The organism is Amycolatopsis bullii (genome assembly GCF_014654205.1).
GTDB classification, from domain to species: Bacteria; Actinomycetota; Actinomycetes; order Mycobacteriales; family Pseudonocardiaceae; genus Amycolatopsis; species Amycolatopsis plumensis.
The window spans coordinates 14397-38501 of record NZ_BNAW01000068.1; the positions used below are offsets into that span (position 1 = coordinate 14397).

At 72.3% G+C, this 24105-nt stretch carries 26 protein-coding genes and 2 pseudogenes; 12 read left to right on the top strand and 16 right to left on the bottom strand.

What is annotated here, in order from left to right:
- Nucleotides 1-204: 204 nt before the first annotated feature.
- From IE317_RS40920 to IE317_RS40930, 3 genes are all read left to right on the top strand, one after another.
- A complete protein-coding gene (locus IE317_RS40920; protein WP_013225112.1) occupies nucleotides 205-546 on the top strand; it encodes a hypothetical protein in 342 nt (113 codons plus the stop codon).
- A 302-nt stretch (nucleotides 547-848) separates the two neighbouring features.
- Nucleotides 849-1229 (top strand): hypothetical protein, encoded by a 381-nt coding sequence (locus IE317_RS40925; protein WP_191316728.1) that lies wholly within the window; start codon nucleotides 849-851, stop codon nucleotides 1227-1229.
- A 321-nt stretch (nucleotides 1230-1550) separates the two neighbouring features.
- Nucleotides 1551-1904: a hypothetical protein gene (locus tag IE317_RS40930; RefSeq protein ID WP_191316729.1), complete on the top strand. Its 354-nt coding sequence runs from the start codon at nucleotides 1551-1553 to the stop codon at nucleotides 1902-1904.
- A gap of 49 nt (nucleotides 1905-1953) precedes the next feature.
- Here the strand turns inward: IE317_RS40930 and IE317_RS40935 are convergent, their stop codons facing one another.
- Complete coding sequence (locus tag IE317_RS40935; RefSeq protein ID WP_191316758.1) at nucleotides 1954-2964, bottom strand: AI-2E family transporter; 1011 nt, start codon at nucleotides 2962-2964, stop codon at nucleotides 1954-1956.
- Between the two features lie 215 nt (nucleotides 2965-3179).
- On the opposite strand from IE317_RS40935, the gene IE317_RS40940 reads away from it, so the two are divergent.
- Together IE317_RS40940 and IE317_RS40945 are read left to right on the top strand one after the other, a co-directional pair.
- Nucleotides 3180-4121, top strand: a complete 942-nt coding sequence (locus tag IE317_RS40940) for a glycoside hydrolase family 43 protein (RefSeq protein WP_191316730.1) — start codon at nucleotides 3180-3182, stop codon at nucleotides 4119-4121.
- Nucleotides 4122-4199: 78 nt separating this feature from the next.
- Complete coding sequence (locus IE317_RS40945; protein WP_191316731.1) at nucleotides 4200-5099, top strand: hypothetical protein; 900 nt, start codon at nucleotides 4200-4202, stop codon at nucleotides 5097-5099.
- A 3-nt stretch (nucleotides 5100-5102) separates the two neighbouring features.
- Here IE317_RS40945 and ligD read toward each other — a convergent pair whose 3' ends face one another.
- Nucleotides 5103-7103, bottom strand: a complete 2001-nt coding sequence (gene ligD / locus IE317_RS40950; RefSeq protein ID WP_191316732.1) for a DNA ligase D — start codon at nucleotides 7101-7103, stop codon at nucleotides 5103-5105.
- Nucleotides 7104-7204: 101 nt separating this feature from the next.
- Entirely contained in the window at nucleotides 7205-7762 is a 558-nt protein-coding gene (locus tag IE317_RS40955) for a TetR/AcrR family transcriptional regulator (protein ID WP_191316733.1), read from the bottom strand.
- 122 nt (nucleotides 7763-7884) lie between these two features.
- Here IE317_RS40955 and IE317_RS40960 point away from each other — a divergent pair, with 122 nt between their 5' ends.
- The gene (locus IE317_RS40960; protein WP_191316734.1) at nucleotides 7885-8589 is read left to right on the top strand and encodes an alpha/beta fold hydrolase; all 705 of its coding nucleotides are present in this window, start codon (nucleotides 7885-7887) and stop codon (nucleotides 8587-8589) included.
- 1 nt (nucleotide 8590) lies between these two features.
- On the opposite strand, the gene IE317_RS40965 is transcribed toward IE317_RS40960, so the two are convergent.
- Nucleotides 8591-9469, bottom strand: a complete 879-nt coding sequence (locus tag IE317_RS40965) for an RNA polymerase sigma-70 factor (protein WP_191316735.1) — start codon at nucleotides 9467-9469, stop codon at nucleotides 8591-8593.
- A 156-nt stretch (nucleotides 9470-9625) separates the two neighbouring features.
- Here IE317_RS40965 and IE317_RS40970 point away from each other — a divergent pair, with 156 nt between their 5' ends.
- Together IE317_RS40970 and IE317_RS40975 are read left to right on the top strand one after the other, a co-directional pair.
- Nucleotides 9626-10099, top strand: coding sequence for a carboxymuconolactone decarboxylase family protein (locus IE317_RS40970; RefSeq protein ID WP_191316736.1), 474 nt, complete (start codon nucleotides 9626-9628; stop codon nucleotides 10097-10099).
- Nucleotides 10100-10123: 24 nt separating this feature from the next.
- Nucleotides 10124-10741, top strand: coding sequence for a class I SAM-dependent methyltransferase (locus IE317_RS40975; protein WP_191316737.1), 618 nt, complete (start codon nucleotides 10124-10126; stop codon nucleotides 10739-10741).
- Here IE317_RS40975 and IE317_RS40980 read toward each other — a convergent pair.
- Complete coding sequence (locus IE317_RS40980) at nucleotides 10734-11393, bottom strand: HAD family hydrolase (protein ID WP_191316759.1); 660 nt, start codon at nucleotides 11391-11393, stop codon at nucleotides 10734-10736. The two genes, IE317_RS40975 and IE317_RS40980, sit on opposite strands and share 8 nt — an antisense overlap.
- Before the next feature lie 92 nt (nucleotides 11394-11485).
- Here IE317_RS40980 and IE317_RS40985 point away from each other — a divergent pair, with 92 nt between their 5' ends.
- Complete coding sequence (locus IE317_RS40985; RefSeq protein ID WP_191316738.1) at nucleotides 11486-12130, top strand: hypothetical protein; 645 nt, start codon at nucleotides 11486-11488, stop codon at nucleotides 12128-12130.
- Between the two features lie 25 nt (nucleotides 12131-12155).
- Here IE317_RS40985 and IE317_RS40990 read toward each other — a convergent pair whose 3' ends face one another.
- Nucleotides 12156-12602: a DUF4383 domain-containing protein gene (locus IE317_RS40990; RefSeq protein WP_191316739.1), complete on the bottom strand. Its 447-nt coding sequence runs from the start codon at nucleotides 12600-12602 to the stop codon at nucleotides 12156-12158.
- Nucleotides 12603-12749: 147 nt separating this feature from the next.
- Here IE317_RS40990 and IE317_RS40995 point away from each other — a divergent pair, with 147 nt between their 5' ends.
- Entirely contained in the window at nucleotides 12750-12908 is a 159-nt protein-coding gene (locus tag IE317_RS40995; protein ID WP_191316740.1) for a hypothetical protein, read from the top strand.
- Between the two features lie 2 nt (nucleotides 12909-12910).
- Here the strand turns inward: IE317_RS40995 and IE317_RS44925 are convergent.
- Nucleotides 12911-13084: pseudogene (locus tag IE317_RS44925) on the bottom strand (DUF2188 domain-containing protein); the annotation flags it as partial.
- An 81-nt stretch (nucleotides 13085-13165) separates the two neighbouring features.
- Nucleotides 13166-13963: pseudogene (locus IE317_RS41000) on the bottom strand (manganese catalase family protein); the annotation flags it as partial.
- 136 nt (nucleotides 13964-14099) lie between these two features.
- On the opposite strand from IE317_RS41000, the gene IE317_RS41005 reads away from it, so the two are divergent.
- Nucleotides 14100-14825: an ATP-binding protein gene (locus tag IE317_RS41005; protein ID WP_191316742.1), complete on the top strand. Its 726-nt coding sequence runs from the start codon at nucleotides 14100-14102 to the stop codon at nucleotides 14823-14825.
- A gap of 69 nt (nucleotides 14826-14894) precedes the next feature.
- Here the strand turns inward: IE317_RS41005 and IE317_RS41010 are convergent, their stop codons facing one another.
- The 8 genes from IE317_RS41010 to IE317_RS41045 all read right to left on the bottom strand — a co-directional run bounded on the left by IE317_RS41010 (nucleotide 14895) and on the right by IE317_RS41045 (nucleotide 22177).
- Nucleotides 14895-15626 (bottom strand): hypothetical protein, encoded by a 732-nt coding sequence (locus IE317_RS41010; protein ID WP_191316743.1) that lies wholly within the window; start codon nucleotides 15624-15626, stop codon nucleotides 14895-14897.
- A 96-nt stretch (nucleotides 15627-15722) separates the two neighbouring features.
- Nucleotides 15723-15941, bottom strand: a complete 219-nt coding sequence (locus IE317_RS41015) for a DUF2188 domain-containing protein (protein ID WP_191316760.1) — start codon at nucleotides 15939-15941, stop codon at nucleotides 15723-15725.
- A gap of 74 nt (nucleotides 15942-16015) precedes the next feature.
- Nucleotides 16016-16882, bottom strand: a complete 867-nt coding sequence (couO, locus tag IE317_RS41020; RefSeq protein ID WP_191316744.1) for a 4-hydroxyphenyl-beta-ketoacyl-CoA hydrolase — start codon at nucleotides 16880-16882, stop codon at nucleotides 16016-16018.
- Nucleotides 16883-16895: 13 nt separating this feature from the next.
- Nucleotides 16896-17789, bottom strand: a complete 894-nt coding sequence (locus IE317_RS41025; RefSeq protein WP_191316745.1) for a 3-hydroxyacyl-CoA dehydrogenase NAD-binding domain-containing protein — start codon at nucleotides 17787-17789, stop codon at nucleotides 16896-16898.
- Nucleotides 17786-19705: an acetoacetate--CoA ligase gene (locus tag IE317_RS41030; protein ID WP_191316746.1), complete on the bottom strand. Its 1920-nt coding sequence runs from the start codon at nucleotides 19703-19705 to the stop codon at nucleotides 17786-17788. Before IE317_RS41030 ends, IE317_RS41025 begins: the two co-directional genes overlap by 4 nt.
- On the bottom strand, nucleotides 19702-20478 hold the full coding sequence (locus IE317_RS41035) for a crotonase/enoyl-CoA hydratase family protein (RefSeq protein WP_191316747.1): 777 nt from the start codon (nucleotides 20476-20478) through the stop codon (nucleotides 19702-19704). The genes IE317_RS41030 and IE317_RS41035 overlap by 4 nt, the downstream gene beginning before the upstream one ends.
- A complete protein-coding gene (locus IE317_RS41040) occupies nucleotides 20475-22001 on the bottom strand; it encodes an acyl-CoA synthetase (protein ID WP_191316748.1) in 1527 nt (508 codons plus the stop codon). The genes IE317_RS41035 and IE317_RS41040 overlap by 4 nt, the downstream gene beginning before the upstream one ends.
- A gap of 11 nt (nucleotides 22002-22012) precedes the next feature.
- Entirely contained in the window at nucleotides 22013-22177 is a 165-nt protein-coding gene (locus tag IE317_RS41045; protein ID WP_229903187.1) for a hypothetical protein, read from the bottom strand.
- Between the two features lie 307 nt (nucleotides 22178-22484).
- Between IE317_RS41045 and IE317_RS41050 the strand changes: the two genes are divergently transcribed.
- Complete coding sequence (locus IE317_RS41050; RefSeq protein ID WP_191316749.1) at nucleotides 22485-24086, top strand: sialidase family protein; 1602 nt, start codon at nucleotides 22485-22487, stop codon at nucleotides 24084-24086.
- The last annotated feature ends 19 nt before the right edge of the window (nucleotides 24087-24105 follow it).

The following is a 24105-nucleotide window of genomic DNA, read 5'->3' on the forward strand; positions in this document are numbered from 1 at the left end:
GCGCTGTCACGGGAACGGGCGAAGACGCCGGGGCCCGGTCTTCCGCGCCTTACCGGTCTTTGTAGGATGGCCGCCGGTTCAAGACGGAGCCGTGCAGGGACGCGCCGCGTGCGCACGTCCGCCTCCGGTCGTCCCGCCCCTTCTCAAGCGCAGCAGCGCATCCGAGCCGGGCAACACCGTCCACTGCCGTGGACCGGGGGAGGAATGAACACTGAACTCGCCGTCGCGCCACTCGGCGCGACCTACACACCACGCCTGATCTGCACCACCGGCGACCGCCTGATCCACCCGGCGGACGGCCGCAACGACCTCGCCAGGATCGTCGTGCGCTGGGCCCGCGCCTGGGTCCCCGAAACCTGGCCCGCCCGCCAGTACTTCGCCGCGCTGGGCATCGGTGACGACGAAAACCCTTGCTACCGCGACGAAGACGTCATCGGGTGGCACCTTCTGCAGCCCCGGCCGGACTCGCTCGCGTGGCGGGTGCGGTCGGGTGAGATCGACGTGACCACCGCGCTCACGGCCGAAGCCGAGGCCTGGCCCGAATAGGAATCCCCGCTGAAGAGCTCTGCGCCGACCCGGCGCAGGGCTCTTTCGCGTGCCCGGAAACATTTCTTGCCCCGCAAGCGATTCATGACACGACGGCCGGGAAGTGCTGCCCGGCAAGCAGAACTCGCCGGATAACCCGATCGGACCACACGCGACGCGGTCAGCGGCTTGCGGTACCCACACGATGGTGGCACGAAGTGGAAACCGCGTACGACCATCAGTACGTTTCCCTCACGCGGGACGCCGAACACACTTTTCGCCGGCATCCCGTTCTCCGAATATCGTTCACCGAGGAGCAATCCATGCTGAAGAAGATCGGCTTCGTCACGGCCACCGCGGCGGCCGGTGCGTTCCTGGCGGGCGGCATCGCCGCAGCCGACACCCCGGACGGGCACCACCACCACGGGCACCACCACGGCCACCACTACGGCGGCTACGACTACACCGGCCAGGTCGGCCTGGTGAACCTGAACAACACCGACGTGCTGCACAACGTCGACGCCGTGCTCGGCGTGTGCGACAACAACATCAACGTGCTCGGCGTCCAGGTGCCGGTGCAGGACACCGCCAACGGCATCGGCGTGCCGATCCTGTCGCCGGGTGAGCACGAGGCCAGTGGCGAGAACCCGGAAAACTGCGCCTCGGGCGGCCTGTCCGACGGCGGCACCAGCCAGGGTCACTGAGTTTTCCGTGCCCGGTGCCGCGTGCGTGCGGAAAGACCGGCGCCGGGCACGGGAATTCGGTCGCCGGTGCGACGCTGCACCGCGCGCCCGGAACACGGAGCGAGCTGCACACTCCTGTTCCGCGTTCCGGGCACGCCGTGAGGCCGCACGGCGCCGACCCGGGTGGGACCGGCCACGACGCTGGAGAAGTGCGCCGGTCCCACCCGGCCTGACGGCACCATAACGGACTTTCGCGGGCCCGGCGAACCGAAGCCGGGCCCGTTCCCGTTCCCCGAACCCCCGCCGGATCGTCCGGTGGGTACCCAGAAGGAGTATTTCCCCGTGATCAAGCAGCTCGGCTTCGTCGCCACCGCCCTCGCCGCCGGGATGGCGGTCCTCGGCGGATCCGCGTCCGCGGCCAACGTCACCGTCGCCGGTCACCCGGTCGACTCCACCGACCAGTTCGGCCTCGTCGGCAACGTGCAGAACCTCGACGTGGTGCACAACCTCAACGTGGTCGGCGGCGTCTGCGACGACAACGTCAACGTCCTCGGTGTCCAGGTCCCGGTGCAGGACACCGCCAACGGCATCGGCGTGCCGATCCTGTCGCCGGGTGAGCACGAGGCCGAGGGCCAGAACCCGGAGAGCTGCGCCGCCGGTGAGATCGCCGACGGCGGAACCGCCCAGGGCAACTGACCCGAGTGGTCCGACCGCCGCGCGGGGTGCGCCCCGCGCGGCGGTTTCGTCATGTCCGGTCGAGCCGGTGCACGGCCACTTCGCGCACGACGAGCAGCATCGCGGCCGCGACCGGCACCGCGACGAACGCGCCGACGACGCCGAGCAGTTCGAACCCGAGCAGCACCGCGACGACGGTGACCAGCGCGGGGATCCGGACGGCCCGGCCGACGATCTTCGGCAACAGCACGTAGTCCTCGATCACCCGGTAGGCGACGAAGAAACCGAGCGTCGCGAGCCCGACCGGCACCGACACCGTGAGCGCGACGAGAGTGGTGCCGGCGCCGGCCGCCACCGATCCGGCCACCGGCACCAGGTCGAGCACGGCGACGAGCACGGCGAGCACGAGCGCGTACGGCACCCCGAACGCCCACAGCCAGCCCAAGGTCGCCGCGCCCGCGATCAGCGACACCACGACGTTGCCGACGAGGTACGCGCCGACCTTCCGGAAGACCGCGTCGCCGATCAGGATCACCCGCGGCCGCCGCGACCGCGGGGCCAGCCGGTAGAGCGCGGTGCGGATCCGCGGGAAGTCGGCGACGAAGTAGGTGGCGAGCACCACGACGATCGCGGCGTCACCGAGCAGCGCGGCGACCGATTTCGCCACTTCGGACAGCTGGACGGACCGGGCGGCGGCTTCGAGCCCGAAGAGTTCGTCGGCGCGGCCGAGCAGGGTGCCGTGGTCACGCAGCAGTGCCACGAACCGCGGTGCGCCGTTCCGCAGCTGCGCCGCCTGGTCGGCCAGGGGGACGGCGGCCGCGGCGATGCTGCCGCCGAGCACGGCCAGCCCGGCCACGACGACCACCACGGCGGCCAGCGCGCGGGGCACCCGGCGGGCGAGGCGGGCGGTCACCGGCTCGAGCCCGACCGCGAGGAAGAACGCGATGCCGATCAGCAGCAGCACGTCGGAGGCCGCGAGGAGGAGCTCGACGACGGCGACCGTGACGACCACCCCGGCCGCGGCGAGCAGCCCGGTGAAGAACGGCGCGCGGCGGTCGAGCGGTTTTCCCGGCCTGCCCAGCGGCTCTTCCTGCCGGGCCGCCGCTCCCTCGGCCTCGCCGACGGGGTGCCCGGCGCGGTGGGCCCCGCGACCGCTCGTTGCGTGCATGCCTTGGCGGCTACCCCCGGCGGCGCGGGCGAATCCACCCGATCCGGGTACGCGGGAAAGTCCACGCTTCCCGGTGACGGCGTCGGCCTGCCGTTGCCGGAACCGTTGTGGTATCGGCAAAATCGCCTATGCGCTTGAAGTCTCTTGTGCTCGTTCCCGTCGTCGCGCTCGCGGCCGCCTTCGCGGTGGCCCCGGAAGCGGCGGCCGTCAGCGCGCCCCGGCTGCTGCTCGAACAGGACTTCCCGGACCCGGACGTCGTCAAGACCGCGTGGGGCTACTTCGCGTTCGCGACGGGCACGAAGGCCACGCGGATTCCGGTGGCCAGTGCCGCCGCGCCGGAAGGGCCTTGGCGCATCGCGGGTGACGCACTCGGAGCCGTGCCCGCGTGGGCGAAACCGGACGGCGGGTTCTGGGCCCCGGACGTCACCCAGCTGCCGGACGGCACGTTCGTGCTCTACTTCGCGGCCGCGCAGACGGCCGGCGGCGGGATGTGCCTGGGCGCGGCGACGGCGAAGAAGGCGGAAGGACCGTACACACCGGACGGAGACCGCCCGCTGGTGTGCGAGCCCGGCGATCACGGGGACATCGACCCGCAGACGTTCGTCGACGCGGACGGGTCACGTTATCTGCTGTACAAGAGCGACGGCGCGGCGACCGGACCGCCGTCGGCGATCTGGGTGCAGAAGCTGCAGGCCGACGGGCGCACCCTGGCCGGCCCGCGCACCGAGCTGCTGCGGGCCGATCTCAAGACCGAGAATTCGGTCGTCGAAGCGCCTTCGGTGGTGAAAACGGGGTCGCGGTACCTGCTGTTCTACTCCGCGGACACGTTCGACAGCCCGGGCTACCACACGAGCTACGCGTCGGCGCCGTCGCTGGGCGGCGCGTTCGTGAAGGCGGACGGCCCGTTCCTGTCGACGGACCTGCTCGGCGGCAAAGCGGACGCCCCCGGCGGCGCCGACGTGGTGGACGGCCACATCTTCTTCCACGGCTGGCTGGGCGGCGCCCGCACGGCGAGGGGGCTCTATCAGCTGCCCATCACCTTTCCGGGTGATGTGCCGCAGCTGGGCTGACGTGTCACCCACCCGGGTAACGCTCGGTTGGGCCGGCCGAGAGCCGGATATCCGGGAACCGAGGAACGGAGGAAGGTCATGACGGTGTGGTGGGGCTTGGCGGGCTTGCTGGGGCTGCTGGGGGTGTGCGGTCTCCTCCGGAGCCATCGCGCCGACGGGACACCGGTCGACGACGACCCGCTGGCGCGCTACCCGGCGGCCCGCGAACCGGCCACCCCGAACGCGGACGCGGCCCACACGCCGCTGATGACACCGGCGATCACCCCGGAGATGCTGGCCCGGCCGGCCTTGCCGCGGGAAGAGGCGGCGGTGCCGGAGTCGGGGAGTATCGCGGGGGAGATCCCGGCTCCGCGGCCGGTGGCGGACCAACCGGGTGCGCCGCAGGAGGTCCCGGCGGCGGGACTTTCCGGGGTGCCGCAGGGTGGAATGCAGGTGACCGGCGTGCCGGATCAGGTCCCGGCGGCGGGTTCGGAGTCGGCGGTTCCGCGGGGTGGGGTGCAGGCGGCCGGTGTGGCGGGGGAGGTTCCGGCGGGGGCTGGGGTTTCGGCGGTGCCGGGGGGCGAGGTGCAGGCGGCCGGTTCGCCGGTGGTGGGTCAGGCTCCGGCGCCAGCGGTGGCGCCGCAGGCGGTCGCGCCCGGGCCGGTGGCCGAGGACTCCCGCGTACCGTACGTGCCGGTTTCCCCGGCGGCGCAGGGACAATCGGCGCGGCATGCGGCCGCGCCGGAGGCCGAGAACTCCCGCTTACCCTATGAGCCGGTTTCCCCGATGGCGCAGGAACAACCGGCGCAGGCGTGGGCTCCGGAACCGCGGACCTCCGAGCTCCCGCAGCAGCCGAGGCACGCGCTCCGGGCCGAAGAAACCGAAGCTCCCATACCGCAGCAGCACCCCCACCGCCCGGCGAAGGAAACCTCGCCGCCGCCCGAACCGGCGACGGGCGGGCTGGCCGGCCGGTTCAAACGGTTTCTCGGGGGCGCCTGACCCTCACGGCAGCGGTGCGCTGTCCTTGGCCACCCCGGCGAGCAGGTCCCCGTGCTCCTCGATCCGGTCCAGGACCTCGTCCGCCGTGAACGTCAGCCGTGTGACGTGGTGGCAGGCGCGGACCTCGTCCCACGTCACCGGGGTGGACGCCGTCGGGTGGTCACGGCCGCGCAGGGAGTACGGCGCCACCGTGGTCTTGGCCGGGTTATTCTGGCTCCAGTCGATGAACACCCGGCCCGTGCGCTGGGCCTTCGCCATCACCGCCGTCACCGACTCCGGTGTCTCCTTCGCCAGGCGCTGGGCGAGCCGCTTGGCGTACGCCGACGGGGCCGCCGGGTCGTCCGTCCGGATCCCGCAGTAGAGCTGCATCCCTTTGGAGCCCGAGGTTTTCGCGTACGGGGTAAGTCCGTCGGCGACCAGGACGTCGTGGAGGCGCTCGGCCACCCGGCAGCAGTCGACGATCGTCGTGCCCGGGCCCGGGTCCAGGTCGAACACCAGCCGGTCCGGGGGACGGCGGGTACCCGACTCGACCGTCCACTGGGGAACGTGCAGTTCGAGCGCCGCCATGTTCGCCGCCCACACCAGGCCCGGGAGGTCGTCCAGGAGCGGGTAGTCGATCGTGCCGCCCGTGCCGGCCAGGCGCACCGTGCGCAGCCAGGCCGGGGCGCCCTTGGGGACGTTCTTCTCGAACCACTTCTGGCCGTCGACGCCGTTGGGGTAGCGGATGAACGTGATCGGCCGCCCGGCGAGGTGCGGCAGCAGCACCGCCGCGACGCGGGAGTAGTAGTTGATCACCTCGCCCTTGGTGAACCCGTCCGCCGGGTACAGCACCTTGTCCAAATTGGACAGGGTGAGCCGCCGGTGGCCGGCCTGGACGGTGATCCGCTGCCCCGCCGGCTCCGGCGATGGCGTCGGCGAAGGTGCCGAGGAAGGTGCCGGTGGCGGCGGGGCCGCGGATTCCTGCGGAACCGCCCGGGGCGCGAGGACGTCGGCGGGGTCCTTGTCGTGGCGCAGACCCCGCCAGGCGGTGTGCCGGACCCGGCCGCCGCGGGTGAACTGGCGGTAGACGACCTCGCCCACCAGCCGCGGCTCCACCCAGCGCGCGCGGACGGTGTCCTCGCGCGGCGGCGTCGTCACGAACGGGTGCGTGCGCCGCTCCATGGCCTCCAGTTGCGCCCGCAGCTCGGCGCGGGTGGCCTGGCTGAAGCCGGTGCCGACGTCGCCGATGTAGACCAGGTCGCCGGTGACGGGGTCGTGCGCGCCGAGAAGCAGCCCGCCGAGGGTGCCGGTGAAGCTGTGCTGGCCGGGCCGCCAGCCGCAGACGATCACCTCCTGCGTCCGCACCAGCGGGTGCTTGAGCCACGAGTCCGGCCGCTGGCCGGGGTGGTAGGCCGAGGAACGCAGTTTCGCGACGACCCCCTCGTACCCGGCGGACGCGGCGTGGGCCAGGAAGTCGGCGGGCGTGCGGCGGTCGGCGGCGAGCTCGTCGAAGGTGACCGCGCGGACCACCGATACGCGGTACGGATCGGGCATCGGCAGCTCGGCCAGCAGGCCCCGGCGCTCGTCGTACGGCAGGCCCAGCAGGCTCCGGTCCCCGAGCCGGAGCAGGTCGAAGGCCAGGAACCGGACCGGCACGTCCTTGAACTCCAGCCCCTTCGGTCCACTCTGGTGCCGGACGTAGCGGCCGCGGCGCTCCTGCATCCGCTCGAAGTCGATCCGGCCGTCTTCGCCGTAGACGACGACCTCGCCGTCGAGGTAGGCGGCGCGGCCGTCGAGGGCGGGGGCGAGCACGCCTTCGAGGTCAGCGAACTCCGCGGTGAAGTCGATGTTGTTGCGGCTGGTGAGCACGGTCGTGCCGTCCGGGGCGATCCGCATCGCCGCCCGGTACCCGTCCAGTTTGTACTCGTAGGCCCACTCCGGGCCGCTGCGCAGCCGTCCGCCGTCGGCCTTGGCGAGCATCGGCTCCAGCCAGGCCGGGACGAGCGACGCCTCGTCTGCCGCCATGTCGACCTCCGTCACCTTCTGTGCCCAAGGTAACCCGTTCGGCCTAGATTAGCCGGATTTGTGCAGGTGAAAGCGGCGTGAACGCCTGTTCGGCACGCCGCTCAGGCGGGCAGGAAGTCGTCGACGGCGCGGCGCAGGGTGGTGCGGACCGTCTCGGCGTCGTCGAGTTCGCCACCGTGCAGGGCGCCGTCGCGCAGCAGGACGAGCACGCGGGCCGCGTGGTCCGGTTCCGGGTGCCCCAGCTCGGCGGCCTGCTCGCGCAGGACGCCGAAGAACCACTGCCGGTGGTCCTCGATGACCTGGCGGACCCGGTTCGCGGGATCGGGGTACTCGGCGGCGGCGTTGAGGAACTGGCAGCCGCGGAAGTCCTCTCCGCACGTCGCGTCGCCGACCACCGCCATGGTTTCGGCGAGCGCCTCGCGCGGTGGCTTGCCCGCCCGCGCCGCGTCGACGGCGGCGCGGATTCGACGGCTGGTCTCGGCGAGGTAGGCCGCGACGAGGTCGTCCTTCGTGGGGTAGTGGCGGTAGAAGGTCGCCCGGGTCACGGCCGCCTCGGAGACCAGGCGCTCCACCCCGACGGCGTGGATGCCTTCGGCGTAGAACAGCCGCGAGGCGGTCGCGAGCAGCCGGTCCTTCGGGTGCGGCTCGGCAGTCCTCATCCCCGCAGCTTAGAGAAAGACCGATCGTTCTGCCAGATCGGCTACGTCACATTGCCACGGCGGCCCGAAGGGGTCAGAGTAGTGGGCAGAAAGACCGATCGTTCTCCCTGAAGGAGCCAGCCATGAGCAAGCCCACCATCGTCCTGGTCCACGGCGCGTTCGCCGACTCGTCGAGCTGGACCGGCGTCGTCGCGAAGCTGCAGGAGCAGGGCTATCCGGTGCTCGCGGTCGCGAACCCGCTGCGAGGTGTCGAATCCGACGCGGCCTACGTGAAGGAAGTCGTCGACAGCGTCGAAGGCCCGGTCGTCCTGGCCGGTCACTCCTACGGCGGTGCCCTGATCACCCGCGCGGCCAGCGAGACGCCGAACGTCCGTGCCCTGGTCTACATCGCCGCCTTCCAGCCGGACGCGGGCGAGAGCGTGTTCGAGCTGTCCGGCCGCTACCCGGGCGCCAAGCTCGGCCCGGAGACCACGAACGTCCTCGAGCACGACGGCGAGCCCGAGCTGTCGATCAAGCCCGGGGACTTCGCCGAGGTCTTCGCCGCCGACGTCCCCGCGGCCACCGCCGCGATCATGGCGGTGACGCAGCGGCCGGTCGCGCAGCAGGCCCTCGCCGCGCCGTTCGAAGGCACCCCGGCGTGGTCGAAGCTGCCGTCGTGGACGCTGGTGGCCAACCAGGACAACGCGATCCCCGCCCAGGCGCAGGAGTTCATGGCCGAGCGCGCGTCGTCGACGGTCCGCCGGATCGACGCTTCGCACGCGGTCGCGGTGTCCCGGCCCGAGGTGGTCGCCGAGGTGATCCTGGCCGCCGCGGCGAGCGTCGAGTGAGTCAGCGGCAGAGCGTCCTCGCCTCGTCGAGGCGGGACAGCTTCTCGGGGTTGCGCACGGCGTAGATGCCCGTCACGAGGCCGTCGTCGATGCGGGCCGCCAGGACCGTGTCGGCCCGGCCGTCGCGACGGAGGATCAGCGCCGGGTAGCCGTTGACCTGGGCGGCTTCGAGCGTGCCCACGGCGAGGTTGCCGAGGCCGGCGGCGAGCAGGCGGGCGACGTCCCCCGCTCCGGTGACGGGCTCCGGCGCCGCCTGCACGACCCCGCCGCCGTCGCCGAGGAACACGACGTCCGGCGCGAGGACGTCGAGCAGGTTCCGCAGGTCGCCCGTTTCGACGGCGTGCCGGAACGCTTCGAGGGCGTCCCGGGTCGCCGCCCGCGAGACGGTCCCGCGCGGCCGGCGCGCGGCGACGTGGGACCGGGCCCGGTGCGCGATCTGCCGCACCGCGGCCGGGCTCTTGCCGACGGCGTCGGCGATCTCGTCGTAGCCGAGGTCGAACACCTCGCGCAGCACGAACACCGCCCGCTCGGCCGGCCCGAGCGTCTCCAGCACCAGCAGCATCGCCATCGACACGCTGTCGGCCAGCTCGGCGTCCTCGGCGACGTCGGGCGTGGTCAGCAGCGGTTCGGGCAGCCACGGCCCGACGTAGGACTCCTTGCGCCTGCCGAGCGCCCGCAGCCGCATCAACGCCAGGCGGGTGGTGATCCGGACCAGGTACGCGCGCTGGTCGCGCACCGCGTGGAGGTCGACCTCCACCCACCGCAGCCAGGTCTCCTGCAGGACGTCTTCGGCGTCGGCGGCCGAGCCGAGCAGCTGGTAGGCGACGGTGAACAGCAGGTTCCGGTGGGCGACGAAGGCCTCGGTGGCGGGGTCGGCCATGGGATGCGTCCTCGCTTCCGTTCGCGGGGTTTTCCACCAGATGCCGCCGACCGCCGCGGTGTGACAGTGATCGCCGTCACCGGCCCAGGGTGTCACGAGCCGGGCGGCCGCCGGCATCTCGTGGCCGTTCGCAGGCACACACGAGAGGACGAAGCCATGGAACCCCGGTTCACCTTGACCGGCACCGAGATCGGCGCCAGGTTCGCCAAGCGGTTCGGCACCGCGAGCCTGGCCATCATCCAGTCACCGCTGGAGAAGGTCACGCAGGAACTGGTGTCGCTGCGCGTCAGCCAGATCAACGGCTGCGGCTGGTGCGTCGACATCCACACGAAGGAGCTCGCGGCCGCCGGGGAGACGGGCGTGCGGATCAACCTGGTCGCGGCCTGGCGCGAAGCCACGGTGTTCACCGAAGCCGAGCAGGCGGCCCTCGCCCTGGCCGAAGAGGGCACCCGGATCGCCGACGCCGCCCCCGGCGTCTCCGACGACACCTGGGCCCGGGTGCGCGAGCACTACGACGACGACCGGATCGCCGCGCTCGTCGCCCTGGTCGCGCAGATGAACTCGGCCAACCGGCTCGCCGTGATCGTCCACCAGAAGGGCGGCGCGTACGAGCCGGGCATGTTCGGCTGACGCCGTCCGTGCTTCGCTGGGGACATGACGAAGGCGGAGCGGTGGCGTCGGTACTGGGACCGCAAGTCCACGACCTACGACGCGGAGATGGGCGTCTGGGACCGCCGCCTCTTCGGCGACTCGCGGGAGTGGGCGTGCGGCCGGGCCGCCGGCGAGGTCCTCGAAGTCGCGGTCGGGACCGGGCTGAACCTGCCGTGCTACCCGGCGGGGGTGACGCTCACCGGCCTCGACCTCAGCGAGGGGATGCTCGCCATCGCCCGCGACCGGGCCGCCCGGCTCGGCCGGCCGGTGACCTTCCGCCAGGGCAGCGCCCACGACCTGCCGTTCGCCGAAGCCTCGTTCGACACCGTGCTGTGCACGTTCGGCCTCTGCGCCATCCCCGATCCCGCGGCCGCGGTCGGGGAGATGGTGCGGGTGCTGCGCCCGGGCGGCCGGCTGATCCTGGTCGACCACGTGACGTCGTCGTCGCGCGTCGTGCGGGGCCTGCAGTGGCTGCTCGAGCTGGCGAGCGTCCCCCTGGCCGGCGAGCACTTCCGCCGCCGGCCGCTGAAGCTCGTCGAGGCGCGGGGGCTGCCGGTCGAACAGCGCGAGCGGTTCAAGCTCGGCCTGGTCGAACGGCTGGTCGCCCGCCGGATCAGCTGATCAGCACGCTTTCGTCCAGCCGGTTCAGCAGCGTCGCGGCGTCGCTGTAGACGGCCACCGCGCCGGCGTCGGTCAGCTCCGCCGCGCCGACGCCGCCGGACAGCACCGAGACCGTGCGCACGCCGGCCTTCGTGGCCGCGTGGACGTCCCAGACCGCGTCGCCGACGAAGATCGTGTCCTCCGGCGCGGTCCCGGCCTTCTCGAGCGCGGCGAACACCGGCTCCGGGTCTGGCTTGGTCGCTTCCACGTCGTCCCCGGAGACGATGCCGGTCACCACGTCGTCGACGTCGAGGACCTTGCGCAGCGCCTCGAGCTCGTCCGGGCTCGCCGACGTCGCCAGCACGACACGCACCCCGCGCCCGGCCAGCTCGCGGACGAGCTCGGGAGCTCGGTCGAACGGCCGCAGCAGGTCGGCCGTCTCGAGGTAGAAGCGGCTGTGCAGCTCCTTGGCCCGCTCGCCGATGCGGCCGGCGTCTTCTTCACCCAGCAAGGTGGTCAGCAGCTTGCCGGAACCCTTGCCGATCGCGCGGTGCACGCGCCACGAGTCGACGTCCCGGTCCAGCGCGTGGAACGCCCGGCGCCAGGCGTGGACGTGGAGGTAGTTGGAGTCGACGAGGGTGCCGTCGACGTCGAACAGGACCGCGGTGGCGATGGCTGGCTCCTCGGGTCGGTGCGGGTTTCCCGGTGCCCGGCGCGGGTATCGGGAGGGGTGCTCCGAATACCCCGTCGCGAAGGGACGTACACATGACCGGCCTCGTCTCGGCGGGTTTCCGCGGGCTGGCGGCCCTGCGGCGCGCCCCGGCCTTCCACCCCGTGGGTCTGGTGCTGCGCGGCGAGCTCCGGGCGATCGCCGACGACCTGCCGTGGCCGTCCGGGCCGGCTCCCGTCGTCGCGCGGCTGTCCAAGGGCGCCGGCACGCCCGGACGGCTGCCCGACGCGCTCGGGCTGGCGGTGCGAATCCCCGGCGCCGGCCGCGACGGCGGGCCGTGGGACATCCTTTTGACGACGGCGGGCCGTGGCCACCTCGGCCGGATGCTGCCCCGGCCGGCGCCCGCCTGGACGCGGGGAGCCTACAGCAGCCTCGTGCCGTACCGCCTGGGCGATCGGCTCGTCTGGCTGGGGGCGTGGGCGGAAGCGTCGTCACCGCGGATCGAGGCGTCGCTCGAGGCGGCTCGCGCGGCGGAGTCGTGGGAGTTCGTGTTCCGGACCGGTCGTGCGGACGGTCGCTGGTCCGACACCGCGGTGCTGACGTTGACCGGTCCCGGTGCGGACGCGCCGTCGTTCGATCCGATGCTGAACCGGCCCGGTGGGCTGGAGTTCGCGCCGGACTGGCTGGCGCGGGTGCGGGAACGGGCCTACGCGGGGAGCCGGGCGGGGCGGCCGTCGTGATCCGGCCGCCCGGCCCGGTGCCCGGTCACCGCGAGTCGGCGATGGGGCTGCGCGTGGCGCCCAGCGGGATGAGGCCGAGCGCGATCATCCCGATGCCCAGGCCGAGGTGCAGCCAGTTGTCGGCGGTGTTCACCGGGACGAAGTTGGCCGCGCTGCCGTGGTCGATCACCAGGCCGTAGAGCCACAGGACCAGGTAGATCACCCCGCCGCCGACGAGGAACGCCCGGGCGCCGCTCGCGGTGCGCGCCAGGGCGAGCCCGGCGACGCCGAACGCCAGGTGCACGATGTTGTGCAGGATCGAAACGGCGAAGATGCCCAGGAGCAGGGCGCCGGAGTGGTGCCCGGCAAAGGTCAGCATGTCGTAGTTCGTCGTCACGCCGGGGATGAACCCCAGCACGCCGACCAGCAGGAAAACCACTCCCACGATCGCGGCGAGAAGCTGGCGCGGAGTACGCCGGACCTCGGTCTCCATCGATGACATGGTCGCTTCCTCCGATTCGGTGTGCAGGCCCCTCGGCCGGGGGACCCGCCGGGCGGCATGCCCCGCGGCGCGGCGGGCAAACGCGTTTCACCCCGGGGGTCGCCGGGTATGCCCGGGTTTCGCCCGATCGGAGGAAAGATGAGCACTCCCGAAATCGACCCGGTGACGGCCGAGAGCATGGAAGACGACGCCGACATCGCCGGCGAGCACACCGAGCCGACGTTCCGCGACCAAGAGCCCCGCGCGGCCGACAGTGACGAAGAGGACGCCGACCGCGGGGGCATGCCCTCGGCGTGAGGTCAGGAGCGGGCGCGCGGGTAGGTCCGGCGCTCGCCGATCCGGCCGTCCTTCGTGTGGATGAAGTGGGCCGTGCCGCGCTTGATCGCGAGCTTGCGCCCCTCCGCGACGGCGTCGGACTTCGTCTCGGCGCTGCCGGACGCCCGCGTGTTGCCGACGACCTTGTTCTTCCAGACCGAGCCGTCGTGGAAGGTCTCGACATCGCCGTCGGCCGGTTCGAACGTGGGCTCGCTGCCGGTCTCGGCGCTGCCGGTCTCATAGGTGCCGAAGAGGGCGGGGTCGGGCTTCGGCGCGGTGCCCGGGCCGCCGAGCGGCTCGGGGTCCATGAGGTATTCGATGCCGGCGTCGGTGGTCCAGCTGGTGCCCTTGGCGCCGTCGGGGCCGTCGGAGAGGTGCCAGATCGTGTGGTTGTGGGTCTGGTCCTCTTCGTCGAACAGGGCGCTGGGGGCGATGCCGCCTTCGAGGCCGTCGGCTTCGAGTTCCTCGATGGCGGCGAGCCACTGCTTCTGGTGGACGGTGTCGCGGGCGAGGTTGAACTTCAGCATCGCCTTCACGCCGGGGTCGTCGGTCATGTTGTACAACCGCGCGGTCTGCAACCGGCCCTGGGCTTCGGCGGCGGCGTTCGCGCGGAAGTCGGCGAGCAGGTTGCCGGAGGCGACGATGTATTTGCCGTTCCACGGGGTGCCGTTGCTGTCGGCCGGCAGCGCGCCGCCGCCGCCGACGATCGCCTGCTGGACGTCCATGCCGCCGATCATCGCGGCCATCACCGGGTCTTTGACGGCTTCGGCGGTGGCGGTGGCGGGGGCGCCCTCCAGCAAGCGGGCGACCATGGTGGCCAGCATTTCGACGTGGCCGATTTCTTCGGTGGCGGTGTCCATGATCAGGTCTTTGTACTTGCCTTCGATGCGGCAGTTCCAGCCCTGGAACAGGTACTGCATCGTCACGGTCATCTCACCGAAGGCGCCGCCGATGAGCTCTTGGAGCTTGCGGGCGTAGACGGGGTCGGGCTTTTCGGGCTTGGCTTCGAACTGCAGCAGCTTCGTGTGACGGAACACGTCGTCTCCCTTCCGAACCCGCGGGGTTCCCCCGATCGGCCGCGTCAATCGGGGAAACGCGGTGTTTGACGGGTTCCGGACCGGTTATCCGATCGAGTGATCGTCGGTCCGATCGTCGTCGAGGAGGTGGTCAGCGGTGCTCGCCCGGCACAATTCGGTGTGGCTGGTGCCCCGGCACGGCGCCCTCGCCAAGGCGTCGGTCGTCGGCGTGCTGGACCGGACAACGTATCCCCAGCTGCGCGACCGGTTGCTGGAGTTCGCGGCGGACTCCGAGGACGGCGTGCTGATCGACGTCGAACGCCTCGAACTGCGCGACCGGGCGCTGGTCCGCGTGTTCGCCCTGGTCGCCCTGCGCGTCGGTGACTGGCCCGCGATCCCGTTCGCCCTCGTGACCGGCCGCCCGGAACAGCGCGCGGTGCTCGCGGCGAGCGGCGTGCCGGTGTACCCGGACGCGGCCGCGGCCGAGGCGGCTCTCGCCTGCCCGGCGCGGCGCCGGGCCGGCCGGCTGCTCGATCGCTCACCGCGCACGTCGGCGCGTGCCCGCGGGTTCGTCCGCGGGGTCTGCGCGGAGTGGATGGTGCCGGAGCTGGCCGAGGACGCCGAGCTGATCGCGACCGAGCTGGTGGAGAACACGTTGCGCCACACGGATTCGGTGCCCCGGCTGCGGTTGGAGCTGCGCCGCGGGACGCTGTCCGTGGCGGTCTCGGACGAGAGCCGGCGGCCGGCGGTGCTGCGGGAAGGCCTCGACCTGGCCGCCGCGGGCCTGGGCCTGCGGATGATCACCAAGGTCGCGAAGCGGTGGGGGAGCAGCCGGTCCCGCTCCGGCGGGAAGACGGTGTGGGCGCTGCTGGCCCGGTCGTGAGCTGAATCGCCGAAGGGCCGCCGCCCGGGCGTTCGGCGTCCCGGCGGTGGCCCTTCGCTGCCTGAGCCGTCAGGAACCCGGGCCCGAGTAGATCTCCGCGGCCGGCGGTTCCGAAACCGTCGCCGGCTTGTTCCAGTCGCTGAACTCCATCGCGCCGGTCTTCGGGTCGGACATGCGCAGCAGGTAGTGCGGCTCGGCCGCCGCCACCGTGGCCGTGCCTTCCGAGCTCGGGAAGCTCAGCGCCGGCGTGCCCGCGACGGTCGTCGGCTCACCCGGCTTGAACGTCGTCTTCTCCAGCTCGCCCAGCGCGCCCTGGGTGAACGACTTGTAGTCGAGGAACATCTTGAACGCGTCCGCGATGCCCGCGCCGATCTTGGCCGCCGACGACACCCACTTGCCGGTGATCTGCTTGGCCGCCGCGGCCGGGACACCGGCCTGCTTCACCAGCGAATCGGTGAACTTGAAGTAGTACTTGTCGCCGACCCGCACGACCGGGATCTCGAGGCCGTCCTTCACCACCGTGCCGCTCGCGCTGTCCGCGTTGAGCTGCAGGTCCAGGTTGACCGCGCTGCCGTCCTGGGCCATCGTGCCCTTGACGTGCACGGCCGAGGCCTGCTTGGCGGCGGCGGAGATCGCCGAACCCACCTCGGCGGCGTCGAGGGCCGGCGCCGCCGGAGCGGTCGGCGTCGCGGACGTCGTGGTGCCGGCCGCGGCCGGGGCGGGCGTGTCCGGGGTGCCGGCGCAGCCGGCGAGGGCGAGGGAACCGGCCGTGAGGAGCGCGGCCAGGCGGAGGCGAGGCATGGGTAGTCCGTTCGTGAAGGCCGGGGCGTCCCCGGACACGAACGGGCTATCGCCTGGACGAGTGGTCCGTTACAGGCGCCGTGACGGACGCCACGCTCACTGCGCCGGGCGGCGGGGGCGGAAGTCGCGCTCGGTCTCGACCTCGCCTTCCGGCGTGTGGACGAAGTGCCCGACCCGGCGCTTCCGCGCGATCTGCCGCCCCGCCAGCACGGCGTCGACGCGGCGGGGAGAGGTGTTGGACGCCCGGCGGCCGCCTTCGACGCGGTTCTTCCACAGTCCGTCTTCGTAGTAGGTGTGCACGTCACCCTCGGCCACGACGCCGCCTCCCATCGTGAGTGCTGGAAGGCTGCGGATGCCCGGGGACGTAGCGGACAAACGTTATCCGGCGTTCAAGCCAGGCCGAGTACTTCGATGGCGTTGTCCTTGAGGATCAGCGGGCGCACCTCGTCCTTGAGGTCCAGTTCCGCGAAGTCGGCGAGCCAGCGGTCCGGGGTGATCACCGGGAAGTCGGACCCGAACAGGACTTTCCGCTTCAGCAGCGAGTTGGCCGCGCGCACCAGCTGCGGCGGGAAGTACTTCGGCGACCAGCCCGACAGGTCGATGTACACGTTCGCCTTGTGCGTCGCGACCGAGATCGCTTCGTCCTGCCACGGTACCGACGGGTGCGCCAGGATCACCGTGAGGTCCGGGAAGTCGGCGGCGACGTCGTCGAGCAGCATCGGGTTCGAGTAGCGCAGCTTGATGCCGTGCCCGCCCGGCAGGCCGGCGCCGATGCCGGTCTGCCCGGTGTGGAACAGGGCCGGCACGCCCAGCTCCGCAATGGCTTCGTAGAGCGGGTAGTACCGGACGTCGTTGGGCTCGAACGCCTGCAGGCTCGGGTGGAACTTGAACCCGCGCACGCCGTGCTCGCCCACCAGCCGCCGCGCGCGCAGCACGGCGGCCTTGCCGGCGTGCGGGTCGACCGAGCCGAACGGGATGAGCACGTCCGCGTGCTCGGCGGCCGCGTCGGCGATCTCTTCGCTCGACAGCGCGGGGTGCCCGGTCGCGGCCGGCGCTTCGACCGTGAAGACGACCGCGGCCATGTTCCGCGCCCGGTAGTGCTCGGCGATCGCGGCGACCGTCGGCGTGCGGTCCTGGCCGGCGCGGAAGTACTTCTCCGACGCGTCCAGCAGTTCCTGGTCGAGGGCGAAGCAGCCGTGGCCGTCTTGCTCGACGTGCGTGTGGACGTCGATGGCGGTCAGGGAGGAAAGGTCCACGAAGAGCTCCAGGTCAGGGCAGGTCGGGCTGCGCGGCCTTGGCGGCCAGCAGGGCGTTCAGGACGGCGTCGCGGGCCGTCACCAGGGCACGGTCGTCGGTGCCCGCCAGTTCGGCGTCGACACCCGCGACGAGCGTTTCGGCCAGTTCCGGGGTGAGGTGGACGCGCCCGAGGTCGCGCCACCACTCCTCGGTCGGCGGCCCGAGGTGGGCCAGGACGTGCGCGAGCCCGCCCGCGCCGCCGGAGAGGTGCTGGTTTACGAACGGGCCCAGGACGGCCCAGCGCAGGCCGGGCCCGTAGGCGATCGCGGTGTCGATGTCGGCGACCGTCGCGACACCGCGTTCGACGAGGGAGTACGCCTCCTGCCACAGCGCGGCCTGCAGCCGGTTCGCGACGTGGCCGGGCACCTCCTGCGCCAGCCGGATCGGCCGCTTCCCGACCGAGGTGTAGAAGGCCACGGCCCGGTCGACGACCTCCGGCGCGGTCCTGCGGCCCGGCACGACCTCGACGAGCGGGATCAGGTGCGGCGGGTTGAACGGGTGCCCGACGACCACGCGCTCGGGGTGCTTCGGGCAGCCCTGCGCGATGACGCTCGGCAGGAGCCCGGACGAGCTGCTCGCCAGGACCACGTCCGGCCGCGCGGCCTCGTCGAGGACGGCGAACAGCGCGTGCTTGACGTCCTCGCGCTCCGGCCCGTTCTCCTGGACGAAGTCCGCGGCGGCGGCCGCTTCGCCGGGGTCGGCGACGAACCGCAGCCGGTCCGTCGGCGCGTCCTCGAGCGCACTCCGCAGCCGCTCTTCGGCACCGGGCGCCGGATCGGTGGCGACGACGTCGAGGCCGTGGCCGAGGAAGAGTTCGGCCCAGCTCGCGCCGATCACCCCGGTGCCGACGATCGCCACGGTCGTCATGCGCGCTCCCGGAGGAACGCGTCGAGGGCGGTGGGATCGGCCAGCACGTCCCGCCCGACGACCTCGTCGACGGGGGCGCCACGCAGGAGTTTCTTCACCGGCAGCTCCAGTTTCTTCCCGGTGCGGTTGCGGGGGATCGACGGCACGGCGGTGATCGCGTCCGGCACGTGCCGCGGCGAGAGCGCGGTCCGCAACGCCGAAGTGATCTTGCCGCGCAAGCTGTCGTCGAGCTCGCCGCCGGACCGCAGCGCCACGAACAACCGCAGATCGCCGTGGCCACCGGCGGGATCTTCGAGGTGCACGACGAGGGAGTCCTCGATCTCCGGCAGCTCCTCGACCACGGCGTAGAACTCGGCGGTGCCCAGCCGGACGCCGCCGCGGTTGAGGGTGGCGTCCGAACGCCCGGCGATGACGCAGCTGCCTTCGGGGCTGAACCGGATCCAGTCGCCGTGCCGCCAGATCCCGGGATAGGTCGAGAAGTACGTCTCGCGATAACGCTCCCCGGAGTCGCCCCAGAAGCCCACCGGCATCGACGGCATCGGCGCGGTGATCACCAGCTCGCCCAGCTCGCCGACCACCGGGTTGCCGTGCTCGTCGAAGGCCTGCGCGTCGACGCCCAGGCAGGGCCCGGAAATCTCGCCCGCCACGACCGGCTGCAGCGGGCTGCCCTGGACGATCCCGCTGCACACGTCCGTGCCGCCGCTGCCGACGTTGAGCAGGACGCCCGGGAACTTCTCGTGCACCCAGTGGAAGCCTTCGGCGGGCAGCGGGCTGCCGGCCGCGCCGAGCTGCCGCAGCGCGGAGAGGTCGTACTCGGCGGCGGGGTCGAGACCCGCTTTCCGGCACGCCATCAGGAATCCCGGGCTCGCGCCCATCAGTGTCGCCCGCGTCTGTTCGGCCAGCCGCCACTGCCAGGCCAGGTCCGGGTGCAGCGGGTTGCCGTCGACCAGCACGATCGACGTGCCGGTGAGCAACCCCGAGACGAGCGCGTTCCACATCATCCACGCGGTGGTGGAGAACCACAGCATCCGGTCGCCCGGGCGCAGATCCCAGCTGAGGCCGTGGTTCTTCAGGTGCTCCAGCAGGATCCCGCCGTGGCCGTGCACGATCGCCTTCGGCTTGCCCGTGGTGCCGGAAGAGAACAGCACGCACAGCGGGTGCGCGAATTCGACGGGCTCGAACCCGGGCGTGCTTTCGGTGAGCAGGTCGTCCCAGGCGAGCGTGCCGGGCAAGTCGTGCTCGCCGTAGGGGACGTGCACGACCTGCTCGACGGTCGGCAGCCCGGCCCGGATCTCGGCGACCTCGGCGCGGCGGTCGACGTCCTTGGTGCCGTAGCGGTAGCCGGACACCGTCAGCAGCACCCGCGGCTCGATCTGGCCGAACCGGTCGACCACCGACCGCGCGCCGAACTCGGGCGCGCAGGACGCCCAGATCGCGCCCAGGCTCGCGACCGCGAGGTAGGCGACCACCGCTTCGGGGATGTTCGGCAGGTACGCCACGACGCGGTCGCCGCGGCCGACCCCGAGCCGGGCCAGCCCCGCACGGGCGCGGGCGACCTGGTCGCGCAGCTGGCCCCAGGTCAGCTCGGTGCGCTCCCGCGTCTGGGAGTAGGCGATGACCGCGGGTGCGTCGTCCGGGCCGTGGCCGAGGGCTTGCTCGGCGTAGTTGAGGGTCGCGCCGGGGAACCACGTCGTGCCCGGCATGGTCCGGTCGGGCACGACCGCGGTGGCGGGGGAGTGGAACCGGACGCCGAAGAAGTCCTTGATCGAGGACCAGAAGCCGTCGAGATCGGTGACCGACCACCGGTGCAGGTCCGCGTAGCCGTCGAAGACGTGCCCGCGGGTTTCCAGCCACCGCAGGTACCGGCCGATCTCGGTGGTTTCGCGGACGTCGGGCGCGACCGGGCGCAGGATCATCGGCCCACCTTCCCGGCCCGCTTCTCGAGGAACGCCTGCATCTTCTCCTTCGCTTCGGCGCTGCCACTGGCGACCGCGGCCATCAGCGCCTCCATCAGGTAGCCCTCGGCGGGGTTGGCCTCGGCGATGCGGGGCAGCGCCTGCAGGACGGCGAAGTTCGTGATCGGCGAGTTGTCCGCGATCTTGCGGGCCAGGCCGAGCGCGTGCTCCAGCCCGTTGTCCACGCGGTAGTGCGACAACCCGGCGGCGTGGCCCTCGTCGGCGTCGAGGACGCGGCCGGTGAGCATCATGTCGGCCATCCGGTGCGCGCCGATCAGCCGCGGCACCCGCACCGACGCGCCGCCACCGACGAACAGCCCGCGCTGCCCCTCCGGCAGGGCGTAGAACGCCGACGGTTCGGCGACGCGGATGTGCGCGGCGGCCGCCAGTTCCAGGCCGCCGCCGACGACCGCGCCCTTGAGCACGGCGACCACCGGCACCCGCCCGCGTTCGAGCCGCTCGAAGGCCCGGTGCCACATCATCGAGTGCTCCAGGCCCTCGAACGCGTCGCGCTCGGTGAGCTCGGACAGGTCCAGCCCGGCGGAGAAGTGGTCGCCGACGGCGTCGAGCACGACGGCCTTGACCCCCGGTGGCGGGCTGCCGAAGAACGTCTCGAGGCCGAGCACGGTCGCGTCGTCGAGGGCGTTGCGCTTCTCGGGACGGGCCAGCCACAGCACGGCGATGTCGTCCCGCAGCTCCAGGCGCAGCGAGGGGGGCAGGAGGGGGGTGGTCATGCGGATCCGTTCGTGAAGGTTTCGGCGGCCAGCGTGCGCAGTTCGACGCGGCGGATCTTGCCGGTGGCGTTGCGGGGCAGGGTGTCGGTGAACTGCACGTGCTTGGGGATCTTGTAGCGGGCCAGGTGCCGTTCGAGGTGGGCGCGGAACCGGGGTTCGTCGAGCTGCGCACCGGGCCGCACCACGACGAAGGCCGCGCCGGCCTCGCCCCAGCGCTCGTCGGGCACGCCGACCACGGCGCAGGCGTCGACCTCGTCGAGCCGGACGGCGACGGCTTCGATCTCGGCCGGGTACACGTTCTCCCCGCCGGAGATGATCATGTCCTTGACCCGGTCGACGACGTGCGCCCAGCCGTCGTCGTCGACGCGGACGACGTCACCGGTGCGGAACCAGCCGCCCTCGACGAAGCTCGCTTCCGATTCGCCGGGCCGGTTCCAGTAGCCCCCGAAGACGTGCGGGCCGCGCACCAGCAACTCGGCCGGGGTCCCGTCGAGCGGCTGCGGGGTGAGCTCGGGGCCGAGCGCGGCCACGTCGGTGAAGAAGTGCGGCACCCCGGCGGCGACCGGGTGGTCGAGGGTGCCTTCGTGGGTGGCCATCGAGACGCCCGGGGCGGCCTCGGTCATGCCGTAGCCCTGCAGGAGTTTCACGCCGCGGTCGAGCCACGCCTGCGCGACGCGTTCGGCCACCGGGGAGCCGCCGTAGAGCACACAGGTCAGCGAGCTGAGGTCGGTGGCGTCCCAGGATTCGTGCCGCCACATCATCTCCAGCATCGTCGGCACCGCCGAGAAGCTGGTGATCCCGGCTTCGCCGATCCGGGCGAGGATGGTGCCCGGGTCGAACTTGGCCACCGGTTCGACACTGCCGCCCTTGAACAGCGTCGGCAGCGTGATCTGGCCCAGCCCGACGCAGTGGAACAGCGGCGCGATGCACAACGCCTTGTCGGTGCCCAGGACGTCGAGGTGGGCGAGCTGGTTGACGGTGTTCCAGGTCAGGTTGCCGTGGGTGAGGACCGCCGCCTTCGGCCGTCCGGTGGTGCCCGAGGTGTAGAGCAGCAGGCACGGATCTTCGAGCCGCACCTCGATGTCCGGCGCCGGTCCGCCCTGGGCGATCTCCGGTTCGAAGTCCCCCTCGGTCGCGATGACGACGCCGTGCGGGAGCCCGCCGGCCGCCGCCACGAGGCCGGCGGTGTCCGCGCTGTGCACGAGGACCGAGGCGCCGCTGTCGTCGAGCATGTACCGGATCTCGGCCGGGGAGAGCCGGTAGTTGAGCGGGACGAAGATCGCGCCGCAGCGGGCGGTGGCGAAGAGCGTCTCGAACACGGTGATGTCGTTGACGCCCAGGTAGGCCACCCGGTCACCCGGACGCACGCCTCGCCGGGTCAGCGCCCCGGCGAGGCTTTCCACCCGGTCGGCGAGCCCGGCGTAGGTGAGCGACCGGCCGGCCTGCACCAGCGCGGTGCGGGCCGGGTTGATCCGCGCCCGCCGCGCGGGCCAGCTGCCCAGACCGAAGTCGGGGAGGTTCACCGCTGCCTCCTTCACCACAGCAGCACTGGCTTGATCGCCGTGCCCGCGAGCAGGTCGTCGACTGCCTCCTGAATCTGCCCGAACTCGGAGTGGGTGACCAGCTTTTCGAGCGGGAACCGGCCGGCGGCGACGAGGTCGGCCGGCCGGGTGCCGGGACGCTCCTCCACTGCGGTCATCGGTGTGCTCCTCACTGGGCGAGGTATATATCAGGAACCCTGACATGGACCAGGATGCGGCGAGCGGCCCGCCCGTGTCAAGGGACCGGGCCCGCGCCGGGCGCGACGGGATTTCCGGCGCAATTTTTGACCGTCCGTTAACCGAATCCCGTGTGGACGGACGAGTTTTTCAGCGGGGAACCGGATGTTTCACCCCAGCGGCGAGGATCCGTAACGGCCGCGGGCGGAATGCCGACTCCAACGTGCCCGGGAATGGGCCGTGTCCGTTCCGTCCGGCCCGCCGGGCGTGTCGGAAAAGAGGTCACCCGTGAACCCGAAGAACCTCCGGCGGTTCGCCCGCCGATCCCTGCCGCCCGGCGCCGCGGTGTCCGCCCTGCTGGCCGGCGCCGGTGTCGCCGTCGCCACCACCTTCGCCGCCGGGGTGCCGGTCGCGGTGCCCGACCACCCGCTGGGCGGCGGGGCCGCGTGCGCTGCGCTCGTCGCGCAGCAGGAGGCCCGAGGCAGCGTCAACTACCCCGCGTCCGAGGTCGAGCCGTACGTCGCCGCCGACCCGGCCGACCCGCGCCACCTGGTCGGCTCGGCGCAGCAGGACCGCTGGAACGACGGCGGCTCGAACGGCCTGACCAACGTCGTCTCCCGCGACGGCGGGGCGACCTGGACCCCGGCCGCCGCGCAGCCCGCGTTCAGCGTCTGCGCCGGCGCGACGGCCGGCTCGCCCGGCTACTTCCAGCGGACCACCGACCCGTGGGTCAGCTTCTCCGCCGACGGCCGGGTGGTGTATTCGATCGCGGATTCGTTCAACGCCGACGGCCCGGCGTTCGGCGGCGCCAGTGCGATTCTCGTCAGCCGTTCCCTCGACGGCGGCGACCACTGGGAAACGCCGGTCGTCGCACGCCTGGACACCTCGACGCAGGTGCTCGACGACAAGGAAACAGTGACCGCGGACCCGCTGCTCGCCGACCGCGCGTACGCGGTGTGGGACCAGCTGGTCTCGCCGCAGAGCCACGCCAACCCGAGCGCGTACACGCACGCGATCACCTACCGCGGCCCGGCCTACTTCTCCCGCACCACCGACCGGGGCGCGACCTGGAGCACCGGCCGGATCATCTTCGACCCCGGGCAGAACGACCAGACGATCGGCAACCAGATCGTCGTGCCGACCACCGGCCCGGCGCGCGGCGTGCTGATCAACGGCTTCGACCTGATCACCAACAAGGGTGGCGCCTGCCCGTACACCCACGGCGGCCGGCACTGCCGGGGCTCGTCGACGTCGACCGCGGCGGTCGTCCGGTCCACCGACGGCGGGACGACGTGGTCCGGCGCGATCGGCATCGACACCCAGCAGGTGGCCTCGGTGACGATCGCCGGCCACCCGGTCCGCTCCAGCGACGAGCTGCCCGAGTTCGCCGTCAACCCGGTCAACGGCTTCGTGTACGCGGTCTGGCAGGACGCTCGGTTCAGCGCGACGGGCGCCTCGAAGATCGCCTTCGCCCAGTCCGCCGACGGCGGGCTGACGTGGGGTGACACGATCCGCGTCGACCAGGCGCCGGGGGACACGCCCGCGTTCGTGCCGCAGATCCGCGTCACCGCCGACGGCACGATCGGCCTGAGCTACTACGACCTGCAGAACGCGACCCCGGCGCAGCCCGGCCTCACCGACGCCTTCCTCGCCCACTGCCACGCCGCCACGAGCGACTGCGGCAACCCGGCGAACTGGGCCGTCAACGGCCAGACGAGGCTGACCACGACGTCGTTCGACTTCACGACCGCCCCGGACGCCGGCGGCTACTTCCTCGGTGACTACTCCGGGCTCGCGGCCACGGGTCCGGCGTTGACGGCGTACTTCGGCGTCGCGCGGCCGGTGGCGGTCAGCGGGGCGTCGGACATCTTCGCCGACCACGCCGGATAGCGGCTCCCGGACATGATTC